12 protein-coding genes and 1 tRNA gene are annotated in these 12,308 nt (G+C 39.1%); 2 read left to right on the forward strand and 11 right to left on the reverse strand.

The genetic code is table 11. The features are described 5' to 3' along the window. Nucleotides 1-3: 3 nt before the first annotated feature. Together ACXACJ_RS08770 and ACXACJ_RS08775 are read right to left on the reverse strand one after the other, a co-directional pair. The gene (locus tag ACXACJ_RS08770; RefSeq protein WP_475133986.1) at nt 4-2,034 is read right to left on the reverse strand and encodes a DUF349 domain-containing protein; all 2,031 of its coding nucleotides are present in this window, start codon (nt 2,032-2,034) and stop codon (nt 4-6) included. Nucleotides 2,035-2,089: 55 nt separating this feature from the next. Then, nucleotides 2,090-2,668: a YqgE/AlgH family protein gene (locus ACXACJ_RS08775; RefSeq protein WP_475133987.1), complete on the reverse strand. Its 579-nt coding sequence runs from the start codon at nt 2,666-2,668 to the stop codon at nt 2,090-2,092. Nucleotides 2,669-2,776: 108 nt separating this feature from the next. Between ACXACJ_RS08775 and pdxH the strand changes: the two genes are divergently transcribed. Continuing rightward, nucleotides 2,777-3,418, forward strand: coding sequence for a pyridoxamine 5'-phosphate oxidase (pdxH, locus tag ACXACJ_RS08780; protein ID WP_475133988.1), 642 nt, complete (start codon nt 2,777-2,779; stop codon nt 3,416-3,418). 5 nt (nt 3,419-3,423) lie between these two features. On the opposite strand, the gene bshB1 is transcribed toward pdxH, so the two are convergent. The 7 genes from bshB1 to ACXACJ_RS08815 all read right to left on the reverse strand — a co-directional run bounded on the left by bshB1 (nt 3,424) and on the right by ACXACJ_RS08815 (nt 11,093). Next, nucleotides 3,424-4,140: a bacillithiol biosynthesis deacetylase BshB1 gene (gene bshB1 / locus ACXACJ_RS08785; RefSeq protein WP_475133989.1), complete on the reverse strand. Its 717-nt coding sequence runs from the start codon at nt 4,138-4,140 to the stop codon at nt 3,424-3,426. 132 nt (nt 4,141-4,272) lie between these two features. Beyond that, complete coding sequence (gene trxB / locus ACXACJ_RS08790; RefSeq protein WP_475133990.1) at nt 4,273-5,241, reverse strand: thioredoxin-disulfide reductase; 969 nt, start codon at nt 5,239-5,241, stop codon at nt 4,273-4,275. A gap of 120 nt (nt 5,242-5,361) precedes the next feature. Further along, nucleotides 5,362-6,225: a sigma-70 family RNA polymerase sigma factor gene (locus ACXACJ_RS08795; RefSeq protein ID WP_475133991.1), complete on the reverse strand. Its 864-nt coding sequence runs from the start codon at nt 6,223-6,225 to the stop codon at nt 5,362-5,364. A gap of 84 nt (nt 6,226-6,309) precedes the next feature. Further along, complete coding sequence (locus ACXACJ_RS08800; protein WP_475133992.1) at nt 6,310-8,454, reverse strand: polyribonucleotide nucleotidyltransferase; 2,145 nt, start codon at nt 8,452-8,454, stop codon at nt 6,310-6,312. Nucleotides 8,455-8,566: 112 nt separating this feature from the next. Then, nucleotides 8,567-8,842, reverse strand: coding sequence for a 30S ribosomal protein S15 (gene rpsO / locus ACXACJ_RS08805; RefSeq protein ID WP_475133993.1), 276 nt, complete (start codon nt 8,840-8,842; stop codon nt 8,567-8,569). 70 nt (nt 8,843-8,912) lie between these two features. Continuing rightward, on the reverse strand, nt 8,913-10,613 hold the full coding sequence (locus ACXACJ_RS08810; RefSeq protein ID WP_475133994.1) for an LptF/LptG family permease: 1,701 nt from the start codon (nt 10,611-10,613) through the stop codon (nt 8,913-8,915). An 84-nt stretch (nt 10,614-10,697) separates the two neighbouring features. Then, nucleotides 10,698-11,093 carry an START-like domain-containing protein gene (locus ACXACJ_RS08815; RefSeq protein ID WP_475133995.1) on the reverse strand — a complete coding sequence of 132 codons (396 nt, stop codon included), beginning with the start codon at nt 11,091-11,093 and terminating at the stop codon, nt 10,698-10,700. Nucleotides 11,094-11,309: 216 nt separating this feature from the next. On the opposite strand from ACXACJ_RS08815, the gene ACXACJ_RS08820 reads away from it, so the two are divergent. Further along, a tRNA-Met gene (locus ACXACJ_RS08820) sits at nt 11,310-11,383 on the forward strand. A gap of 283 nt (nt 11,384-11,666) precedes the next feature. Here the strand turns inward: ACXACJ_RS08820 and rplT are convergent. Further along, the gene (gene rplT, locus ACXACJ_RS08825) at nt 11,667-12,011 is read right to left on the reverse strand and encodes a 50S ribosomal protein L20 (protein WP_475133996.1); all 345 of its coding nucleotides are present in this window, start codon (nt 12,009-12,011) and stop codon (nt 11,667-11,669) included. Nucleotides 12,012-12,101: 90 nt separating this feature from the next. Beyond that, nucleotides 12,102-12,296: a 50S ribosomal protein L35 gene (rpmI, locus tag ACXACJ_RS08830; RefSeq protein ID WP_475133997.1), complete on the reverse strand. Its 195-nt coding sequence runs from the start codon at nt 12,294-12,296 to the stop codon at nt 12,102-12,104. Between the last annotated feature and the right edge of the window lie 12 nt (nt 12,297-12,308).

Consider the following 12,308-nt stretch of genomic DNA (forward strand, 5'->3'; position numbering starts at 1 on the left):
CACTTACATGCTTCTCACCATCCTTAGCTGTTGTTTCAGGTGCGTCAATTCTTCTTTAGCCTTTTCGATCTTTTCATCGAATTCGGCTTTTAGCTTATCTGCTGTTTTAGAATTAGCAAAGAAAGCCAAGTTGTTATTCCATAATGAGATATTGTCTTCAATCTCTTGAATCTGCTTACGGAGTGCTCCTTCCTTACGCATCAATTTGCGATCGGCATTCGGCCCTTTTTGAAGTCCACCTAGTTCAACCTTAATCAAAAGCTGCTCCTTCTCTTGCCCTTCTACATCAAGAGAATCAACGTATTTAGACAAAGCATCAGAAAGTTTATTCTCGATAGACTTGATAGCGCCTCTTGGCACAAAACCAATTTGTTGCCAGTCTGCTAAAATCTGATCTAGTTCTTCTTCATTTCCTGAACCTGCTTCAGCCTTTTCAAGAATCTGTTTTAGCAGCTCTTCTTTCTTCTTCAGGTTTTCAGAGTATTCAGATTCTGCTTTGCTTTGGCTGGCTCTTCTATTGTTAAAAAACGCATCGCAGGCAGCTTTAAACTTCTCGTAAATTGAGTTTCGGAACTTCTCAGGCACTGGCCCAATCTCTCTCCACTCTCTTTGCAAACCTTTCAGTTTATCAGCAGTAGAATCCCAATCGGTACTTTCCTGAAGAGCTTCAGCTCTTGCAACCAATTCTTCCTTCTTCTGAAGATTCTCATGGCGCTGGCCTTCTAACTTCTTAAAGAATTCATTCTTGTTGCTAAAGAATTGCTTAAATGCTCCCCAGAAAGCTTTATTCACTTCCTTGGCACTTTCCCTTGGTAAGCCTCCAATGGCATCCCATTTTTTCTGAACAGCTAGAATTTCCTTTGTTTTAGCATTCCATTTATTGATTCTATCTGAATCAAAGTCAATAAATGCTTGAAGTTCGTCTGCCAAAGCCTGCTTTTTCTCAAGGTTTTCGTGAAGCTCACCTTTGAGGCTTTCTAAGAAATCTTTGCGCTTATGATAAATCTTATCAGAAGCTGCTTTAAATCTCTGCCAAAGCTCTTCTTGAACTTCTTTAGGTACAGGCCCAATATTTTTATATTCTTCATGAAGCTCATTCAGTTGAATAATAGCTTCTTTTAGATTTTCCATTCCATCAAGGGCTTCTGCCTTTTCACAAAGTTCTGTTTTAGCCTCTTGATTTTTCTTGCGGTCCAGTTCTTTAAGTTCAAAAAGAATGTGTCTGTTGTTATAGAACCTATCGAGCAAAGCATTATAGTTTGCCCAAAGTGTTCTATTGTGTTGGTTTGGCACAGGGCCAACCGCCTTCCATTCTTCCTGAACTGCTTTGATTGGATTAAGGCTCGTTGTGGCTTCTTCGTCTACCAGTTCTCTAAGCTTTGCCAAAAGGTCTTGCTTTTTCTGGTAGTTTCGCTCTTTAACGGCTTCTCTCTCTTTATAATAATTGTGCTTTCTATCTTTGATCAATCGCAAAGACGCATCAAAGCGATTGTACATTTTATCATGACGGTATTCAAAATCTGCCTCTTCTCCCCCATCAGCTACAAATTTCTCCAATGCGCCTGCTCTAAACTCTTCTTCATATTCATTGAAAAGAGGCTCAATTTGAGCTAAAATGGCATCAATTTTTTTGAAGTTATTTTCACCGTTCAGCTCCTCGATCGCTTCAACCAGTTGTTCTCTGGTGTGATTAGAATAGTCGATTACCTGATGATCTTCTTCATCATCATGATCGTGTTCTTCTTCATCGGGGTGCTCTTCTTCAACAACACTTGAATCTTCAGACGCATCGGCTGTTGGCTCTTCTGGGTTGGAATCTGTCTGGACATTCTCTGTCTCAGTTTCCGCTACAACGCTTTCAGGAGTAGAAGTTTCTTCTGCTGGAGTTTCAGCAGATTCTACACTGTTATTTTCAGTTTCTACAACTGAATTTTCTTCTACTTCAGGGGTTGATTGCGTGGTTTCGATGTTATTATCAGATGCTCTCTCCTCTGCATTCTGATCACCGGGTTGCATATTCTTCTCTTCACTCATAACAATTGATTCGGCCTCGGGGCCGCTCCGTAACAAACCAAAGTTAACAAAACTATTAATTCAAGCGAGGGTCGGCAGGGTAATTTGAAAACACTTTGTACTTGCCACCCATTTCTTTGAGTATTGATTTCCAAAGTTCATCCTCATCGAGGTCAAAAATTTGCCTGGCACTGGCCTTTGGTTTAACAAACCATGATTGTTGGTCCAATTCTTCTCTTAGTTGACCTTCGGACCACCCTGAGTACCCCAGAAAAAATTTAATATCTTTCTCACTAACAACACCCGTCAAGATTAAAGACCTTATCTGCTCATAGTCTCCCGACCAAAAAAGTCCATCCCCAATTTCTATAGCCCCTTCAATAGGAATAGAAATACGGTGGATGTAATGAAGCGTGTTTTGTTCCACTGGGCCTCCAATATTCAGCTTCCCGTTAAAATCTATGGTTTCGTTCATTACTTCGTCAAGAAGTAAGTCTGTGGTTTTATTCACAACAAGGCCAAAAGTCCCCTCCATACCATTTTCACAGACCAAAATCACCGTCCTCTCAAAATTAGGATCGTGCAAAAAAGGTTCGGAAATCAGAAGATCTCCTTTTTGTGGATCGGGAATATTTTTATCGTATTCGAGCTGCATATGTCGTTGGATTGAATTTAGAGAACGTATTTTGGAATGCCTAATTTCAAAAACAAAGATTCGTCAATTACTGTGTTATATTTGCCAACCACCTTGAAAATGCCCCATATGGACAAGATTGCCGATTTAAGAAGAGAGTACACTCAAGCCAGTTTAGAACTAGACAGCATAGCCGATTCTCCAATAGAGCAATTCAGAAAATGGTTTGAAGAAGCCCAAAAAAGTCAGGTTTTGGAACCAAATGCTTTTGTATTGAGCACCGTTTCTCCTGAAAATAGGCCTTTTCAGCGAACCGTATTAATGAAAGCCCTTGATGATTCAGGAATCGTTTTCTATACAAACTATAAAAGCAGAAAAGCTCAACATATGGCAGAAAACGCTCATGTTTCTGTGCTTTTCCCGTGGTATGCTTTGGAAAGACAAGTAGGGGTTACAGGCAGAGTTGAAAAGGTTAGCACCAAAGAATCTCTGGCTTATTTCACTTCGCGTCCTTTCGGAAGTCAATTAGGAGCTTGGGTTTCTCATCAGAGTGAAATCATTAAATCGCGAAGCATTCTGGAAATGAAGCTTCAGGAAATGAAAGCTAAGTTCAAGGAGGGCAAAGTACCTTTACCCGACTTCTGGGGAGGATACCGAATTGTGCCGGATTCGTTTGAGTTTTGGCAAGGCCGACAAAGTAGACTTCACGACCGAATTATGTACAAACAATTAGAAAACGGGGAATGGAGTACTTTTAGAATGGCGCCTTGATCTCATTAAATGAGATCAAAAACATCTCCTACTCCTGTCATTCTTTCTACATTGAAGCCTTCACCGTATTTCACACCTATTTCGTGACCATAATGAATGGCACGTGCTTCAACCATTTTGAAAAACTCAGGTGAGGAAATGTAAGTAGTAGGCTCTTTACTATTGGGGTCGTAAAATTGAGAAGCAAATGCTTTAATAGAGTCGATCTTCTTTTCCCAAACCTCCGATACATCCACAACAAAATCAGGTTGTGAAGGAATACTTTGAATGTAATGATAAACAACCTTTGGCCTCCAAGCCTCTTGCGCTTCACCGTTAAGTTCAGTTTTAATATTCTTTAAACCCGAAAGAAAACAAGCTTCTTTGGCCAATTGAGAAGCCCTGCCATGATCGGAATGTCTATCGTCATAAGCATTCGCCAAAACGATTTCTGGACGATATTTCCTGATCATTTTAATGACCTCCAATTGGTGCTCTTCATCATTCTTGAAGAAACCATCTCTAAAACCAAGATTCTCACGAGCACTTAAACCTAAAATCTCAGCGGATTTTTGAGCTTCTTCTGCTCTTATTTCTGGCGTACCTCTAGTACCTAACTCTCCTCTGGTAAAATCTACAATTCCGGCTTTCTTTCCGTTTAGAACAGCTTTCAACAAGGTTCCCGAGGCAGAAAGCTCAATATCGTCAGGGTGGGCGGCAAGGCCAAGTATATCCAGTTTCATTCTTTTAAATTATAAGGTCTAGGTATTGACCAAATTTACATTGGAGGGTAAACACCCAAATCCATTGGAGGAGTTCCATAGAAATGAGCAAAAAAGAAAAGCCGTTTATTCAACGGCTTTTCCTAAAATTCTTTACATCACAATTTGCTGATCTTCTTCCATAGCAGCTTCTTTAGCCGCTAAGAACCTCTCTGCATCTAAAGCACCCATGCAACCAGTACCAGCCGCTGTTACCGCTTGACGATATACTCTATCTGCTGCATCACCAGTAGCAAAAACTCCTTCAACATTTGTTTTAGAAGTTCCAGGAACTACTTTCAAATAACCAGTTTCATCCATATCCAAATAGCCTTTGAAGATATCTGTATTTGGTTTGTGACCAATGGCTACAAAGAAACCTTTTACATCCAAATCTTTGGTTTCACCTGTCTGAGTATTTTTGATTCGAACTCCGGTAACTCCGGTATCGTCTCCTAAAATTTCTTCAGTTTCAGTATTCCAATGAACCTCAATGTTTTTAGTATTAAGCACACGCTTCTGCATGATTTTAGAAGCTCTCATTTCATCTCTTCTCACCAACATGTGCACTTTAGGGCAAATGTTAGCCAAATAAGTAGCCTCTTCAGCAGCAGTATCACCCGCCCCAACTACAGCAACTTCTTGTCCTCTATAGAAGAATCCATCGCAAACAGCACAAGCTGAAACACCTAGATTTGTAAATTTCTTTTCAGATTCAAGTCCCAAGTATTTCGCACTCGCTCCAGTTGCAATGATAACCGATTCAGCAATAATTAAGTGATTATCATCCACCCAGGCCTTGTGTGGGTAGCCTGAGAAATCAACTTTGGTAACCAAGCCATAGCGCACATCAGTTTTAAAACGTTCAGCCTGCTTTTGAAAATCCACCATCATTTGAGGGCCATTGATGCCATCAGGATAACCAGGGAAATTTTCAACATCATTTGTGGTAGTCAACTGACCACCTGGCTCTCCGCCTGTGTACAATACCGGATTTAAACCTGCTCTTGAGGCATAAATGGCAGCTGTGTAACCTGCTGGCCCGGAACCGATGATTAGCACTTTAACTTTCTCTTCTGTCATTTTACTATTTCTTGATCTTCAAAACTAAAAGTTTAACAGCTTCTGAACAACGGATGTTCCTTAGCTTAAATGAAAAAGGTCTCCTTTTCAAGAGACCCTTTTACCTGATATTTCTGTTGATTAACCCAGGTAAGGCTTTAATGCCTTACTTCTAGAGGTATGTCTTAATCTTCTAATTGCTTTCTCTTTGATCTGACGAACCCTTTCTCTGGTTAGATTGAACTTCTCACCGATTTCTTCAAGCGTCATCGAATGCTCTCCATTCAAACCAAAATAAAGTGTAATAACGTCAGCTTCTCTTTGGGTCAGTGTAGAAAGTGCTCTTTGCACTTCTCTTCTCAAAGAGTTGTTCATCAAACCTGTATCAGGTTTTTCTTCCATGTCGTTTTCAAGAACGTCCAAAAGGCTGTTCTCTTCACCTTGCACGAAAGGAGCATCCATAGATACGTGACGACCAGAAATTTTCATAGTGTCTACCACTTCATTGGTAGTAACCTCTAGCACTTCTGCTAATTCATCTGGTGATGGCTCACGCTCAAACTTTTGCTCAAGCTCTGAAAAGGTTTTAGAAATTTTATTTAATGAACCTACTCTGTTCAAAGGCAACCTTACAATTCTAGATTGTTCGGCCAAAGCCTGAAGAATAGACTGACGAATCCACCAAACGGCATAAGAAATGAACTTAAAACCTCTGGTTTCATCAAATCTTTGTGCAGCTTTAATCAAACCTAAGTTTCCTTCATTGATCAAGTCGCCCAATGAAAGACCTTGGTTTTGATATTGTTTAGCCACAGAAACAACGAATCTCAAATTAGCCTTAGTAAGCTTTTCCAATGCCAACTGATCTCCCTCGCGTATCCTCTTCGCTAAATCCACTTCCTCATCGGGAGTCAAAAGATCAACCTTTCCAATCTCTTGCAAATACTTGTCAAGTGATTGAGACTCTCTATTGGTTATCTGCTTACTAATTTTAAGCTGTCTCATTCAATTAATTGTGGTTTAAAATATTGTTATCCAGATTTATAAACGTTAAGGAATCTAATAAAAGTTCCTTAATAAGTAACGTCTTTAGTCTTCTTTAGTTGGTTGTTTTTTCTCAGGTTTTGGTAAAAGTGCTTTTCTTGAAAGTCTGTATTTACCCGTTTTCTTGTCAATCTCAACTAATTTGACGGTTACTTCTTCGCCTACTTCCATGATGCCATCCATTTTCTCTACACGCTCCCATTTGATTTCTGAGATGTGTAGAAGGCCATCTTTACCAGGCATGAATTCTATAAACGCACCGAATGGCATTATAGATTTTACTTTACCTTCATAAATTTCGCCAACTTCAGGAACCGCAACAATTGCCTTAATTCTCTTAAGGGCTGCGTTCATCACTTCTTTATTATCTGCAAACACAGTAACAACACCATTGTTTGCTTCTTCTTCAATGATTACTGTAGCTCCAGTTTCTTTCTGAATTTCTTGAACTACTTTTCCACCAGGCCCGATTACTGCTCCGATTTGATCTTTAGCAATAATAACTTTTTCGCTACGTGGAACGTGTGGTTTATAATCTTCTCTAGTTTCAGAAATGGCTTTCTTCATTTCGCCAAGAATGTGAAGTCTACCTTCACGAGCTTGATTCAAAGCTGTTTCCAAAACTTCGTATGAAAGACCATCTACTTTGATGTCCATTTGACATGCAGTGATTCCTTTCTCAGTTCCAGTCACTTTAAAGTCCATGTCTCCTAAATGATCTTCATCTCCCAGAATATCAGATAGAATAGCATATTTTCCAGTAACAGAATCTGAAATCATACCCATAGCGATACCTGAAACAGGGCCAGAGATTTTTACTCCAGTATCCATAAGTGCCAAAGAACCAGCACATACAGTTGCCATAGATGATGAACCATTTGATTCAAGAATGTCAGATACTAATCGAATTGTATAAGGATTTTGTTCAACTGGTGGTAAAACTTTTTTCAACGCTCTTAAAGCCAAGTTACCATGACCAACCTCTCTTCTACCCGGACCTCTGTTAGGTCTTACTTCGCCTGTTGAGAATCCAGGGAAATTATAGTGAAGAATGAATTTGTTAGAACCTTCTTCGGTAGCTCCATCAATCATTTGCTCGTCAAGCTTAGTTCCAAGCGTACATGAAGTCAATGATTGAGTTTCACCACGTGTGAATACTGCAGAACCATGTGCTGATGGCAAGTAATCTACTTCACTCCAAATAGGTCTAATTTCTGTAAAATCACGACCATCCAAACGCTTCTGCTCGTCAAGAACAAAGTTTCTGGCCGCAGACTTGTGTAATTTCTTATAATATTGACCAATCAAGAATTTGTCATATTCATGATCTTCAGGTAATGCTCCTACCCACTCTTCTTTGATGGCTTTTAAATCAGAACTTCTTACAGACTTATCAGCTGTTTGCTTAGAAACTGCAGCATAAAGTTTTTCGTAAAGGTCTGATTTCATTCTTTCGAAAAGCTCTGCATCAGAGTTTTCGTGAGAGTATTCTCTCTTTTCGGTTTTACCAACAAGCTCAGTCAATTCGATTTGAGCTTGGCATTGAATTTTGATGGCATCATGAGCTATTTTCATAGCTTCAAGCATTTCGGCTTCAGAAACTTCGTTCATTTCACCTTCTACCATCATGATATTTTCCATTGAAGCTGCTACAATGATATCTAGATCAGCTTCTTTAGTGATTGCTTTGCTTGGGTTTACAATGAATTCGCCATTGTGCAATACCACTCTTACTTCTGAAATCGGCCCATTGAAAGGAATATCAGAAACTGCCAAAGCAGAAGAAGCGGCTAAAGCAGCCAAAGCATCAGGTTGAATTTCGTCATCATGAGAAATCAAGGAAATCATAACTTGAGTATCGGCATGATAATCGTCTGGGAAAAGCGGACGAAGGGCTCTGTCCACCAATCTACTGATCAATACTTCGTGATCAGAAAGTCGTCCTTCTCTTTTCAAAAATCCTCCAGGTATTTTTCCCGCTGCTGCAAATTTCTCCTGATAGTCTACAGATAATGGAAGGAAGTCTACATCTTCTTTGGCATCTTGACTCGACACCACAGTGGCAAGCAACATAGTGTTGCCCATTTTGATTACAGCCGATCCATCGGCTTGTTTTGCTAGTTTACCCGTTTCAATCGTTATTGTCTTACCATCAGGCATTTCGATGGTTTTCGTAATTACATTCAGCATAAAATATTTTTTGTCTTAGAACAGCGCGGGGAGATTATTCAACCAGCAGTACTTGTAGATAAGAAAAGAAGGGAATTCAAAGAACTCCCTTTCTACTTTCTAATGTTATTGATTACTTACGTAAGTTCAATTCAGCGATGATTGATCTGTACCTTTCAATATCGTTTTCGTAAAGGTAATCTAACAATCTTCTTCTTTTACCTACAAGTTTTAAAAGCCCTGTTCTTGAAGAGTGATCCTTTTTGTTGGTCTTCAAGTGCTCGGTGAGGTGGTTGATACGGTAGGTAAAAAGTGCAATCTGAAACTCAGGAGACCCTGTATCAGATTTTGACTTTAACCGACCATGATTTTCAAACAGCTCTTCTTTCTTCTCACTAGTTAAATACATGCTTAGCTAAAATTTATTAAAATAATATAAAACAGCCGCAAAGATAACTTATTAGCTACTAGTAAACAAGTTAGGTAGTTTTTAATTGTTTGCGGCTTTTGATCAGTTTTTTGATTTTTTCAATCCAATTTGCATAGAAGTCAGCTTCAAAAAGTCTGGCATCATTTCTTGCTTGGCGCAAGAAAAACAAGCCAAAAGGAAACAATATAAAGTTGGACATCCACATGGCAACAAAAGGCTCTACAACCCCTTCTTTTCCCCATTTATCTCCTGTAGTATTTAAGGTATAGAAAATCAAGAAGAAAATTACAGAAACAATTACCGGCATCCCCAAACCTCCTTTTTTAATAATTGCCCCAATTGGCGCACCAATCAAAAACATAATTAAGCAAGCAAATGAGCGTGATACCTGCTGTTGGCGCGTAACCCTAAATTTACGTTGATCCCTTTCCACTGAATGTAAGGTTGTGATTCTTGCCTTCAATCTGTTTGTGAACATTCTTGCAGCATTGGATGCATTGGCCAATGCGCTGGACATTCTCACCTTATTCTCAAAATATTCATCAAATTTCACCAATGCTTCTTCATCACTTATAGCAGGAGACTTCTCTTCGGTCTTTTTCTTGTTGAGTTCACCCATAGGAATATCACTCCGTTTTCTGGTTTCTTGTAGAATTTCTGGATCTCCATCCTCATTAAAGGCTGGACCGCCAGCTGAAGGAGGCAGTGCAGGACCCTTTTGGACTAAAGAATCATCTTGATCCACTTCTTTATTTGAAGCCTGTAATCTTCTTCTCTCGAGTTTGATAGAATCCATGTAAGCTCGTTTTGATTCCATGCCTTCTGGCAACTCAACATCTTTTGCACTATTGAACCTGAAAGTACTGGAAGCTTCTTCAAAAACCATTCTCTTGCTGTTCAGAATATTCAGCTCCATGGAATCGATACCAGCCTCCAAATCCTGACGGGTTTGAACCAACCTACTTCTGCTGAACAGATTTGGGTCTGTTTCGGACATATCAAAAGAAGAAAGATCGAATATGATTTTACTCTTACTGAATTTATTTCTCACAAACTGACCACCTGATTTTTTCTGTGTGTAGGTGTCATTTGTGTTTTCATCGTATTTTATTCCATTATAAAGCTCAAGTGCCAAATAGCGCTGATTCATGAAAGAGTACATTCTACCTGAATCAGCTAAGATCACTTCTTTATTGCCTTTCTTTTTAGCATTTGTATGATCATAAATGATGATGTCCTGCAAGCGCTCATCATCCACCTTATGATTCACCTTAATGCTATATCCTGGAATACCATCATAAAACACACCTTGCTTTATGTCTAAGGCTGGTTTTTTAGTTCGCATATCCCAAAGTAGACTGTAAGTTTTAAGGTTGGTCTTTGGAACAAGCTCTGTGTTTGAATAATACGTGAAAGCTGTAAGACCTAAAACGAACACAAAAATCGGCACGAGTGACCTCACTAAAGAAATACCCGAACTTTTAATTGCTGTTAATTCAGAATGCTCCCCCAAGTTCCCGAAAGTCATGATAGAACTTAGAAGAACAGCCAAAGGAAAGGCATCGGGAGAAGCGGAAATGGAGAAATATGTAATGAGCTTGGCAAATACACCAAAACTCAAACCCTTACCCATAATCTGATCAAAATATTTGAGCAGGGTTACTAAAAGCAAGATAAAATCTACAACAATGAGAGTAAGCAGAAAAGGCCCGATGAACGAACCGAATACAAGTTTATCAATCTTCTTCATTCCTTACAGTCTTCTGCTTTTGGCAAAGATCATGCCTTAAGAGGCTAAAAGCAAATGCAGAAAAGAACTAAACTAACGGATTTATTACCCCCCTATCAATTCCTTTAGACTGTATACAATGTTTTCCCATAAATCTTGCTGCTCTTCCGGATCATTTAGGTCAGAATAATCTGTGATCTGTAAAAAAACAGACTGCGTGAGTTCACCAATCATCAGCCTTAATTCAATATAGTTGGGATCATCTTCATCTTCTTCCGTTTCAGGTAGAAACTCGAACTTCACAAAATGATTCGTTTTTTGAGAGGCCTTTATAGCCTTATGTTCCTCGCCATCCCAAAGAAAGCTGTACACTTTATCTTCATTGATATTAACATCATCGGCAAACCACTGAGACAACCCACTCGCTGTGCTCAAATACGGGAATAGCATTTTTTGTGAAGCGTTAACTTCGAATTCAGTTACAAACTTATTTTTCGCCATAGGTCAAAAAATCTTAGTTGGATAATATAGAATTTAAAAGGGAATCCAACAAACTAATAACGTCCAGAAGGTTTAAACGTTCACTTTTCGCCTTACTTGGTCATTTTTAAGCTCTTATCTCCCCTAGAAATATTTTATGGTCAAGATGACGAAAAATCTTTACAATCCTATTGTGTTTTATTTTTTCTAATTCGTATGTTTGCACTCCGATTTCAAGGCGAGGTAGCTCAGTTGGTTAGAGCGCAGGATTCATAACCCTGAGGTCACGGGTTCAACTCCCGTCCTCGCTACTCTAAAAGCCCATTTTCTTCCAGAATTTGGGCTTTTTCATTTTGTTGGGAATCTCGCACCCAAACCTTAATCATAAGCCCAAATCCTTTCAAACTCATTGTTCAGAACTTCACAAAGAGAACTATCCTACATGCTAGATCTGAATTTCTGTGATAGCCGGAGAAACCACGATCAGCTTTCTCTCTTAAATACATTGGCTTGAGCAAGACCTCATCCTTCGAATGCTTTAAAAACAAAAAACCCCGACAAATGCCGGGGTTCTTCATATATAACTTTGTGAGATTATTTCACTTTGTCTACAATGGCTTTGAAAGCCTCAGGGTGGTTCATGGCTAAGTCAGCCAATACCTTTCTGTTCAACTCAATACCAGACTTGCCTAAAGCTCCCATTAACTGAGAATAAGACATACCATGTTGTCTTGCTCCGGCATTGATTCTTTGAATCCAAAGTTTTCTAAACTCTCTTTTCTTAGCTTTTCTGTCTCTGTAAGCAAACTGAAGACCTTTTTCAACTTGGTTCTTCGCTACAGTCCAAACATTCTTTTTTCTACCGAAGTAACCCTTGGCTAACTTCAGTATTCTTTTTCTTTTTGCTCTTGACGCTACTGCGTTTACTGATCTTGGCATAATTTTAATTTTTTTGATACTTGGCGTCCTAGCTTATACTAGATGCTTACTAACCAATTATCCGGTGAAACATTTAACCTTAAGGTTTAATTAGATGTTGAGCATTTTTCTAACGTTCTTCTCGTCAGACTTGTGAACCACAGTCATATCGGTAAGATTACGCTTCTGCTTCGTTTCTTTCTTGGTTAGGATGTGGCTTTTGAAAGCGTGCTTTCTTTTGATTTTGCCGGTTCCTGTCAATTTGAAACGCTTCTTAGCTCCTGATTTAGTTTTTGCTTTAGGCATTTTAAATTTATT

Source organism: Roseivirga sp. AWQ4_251 (genome assembly GCF_056158225.1).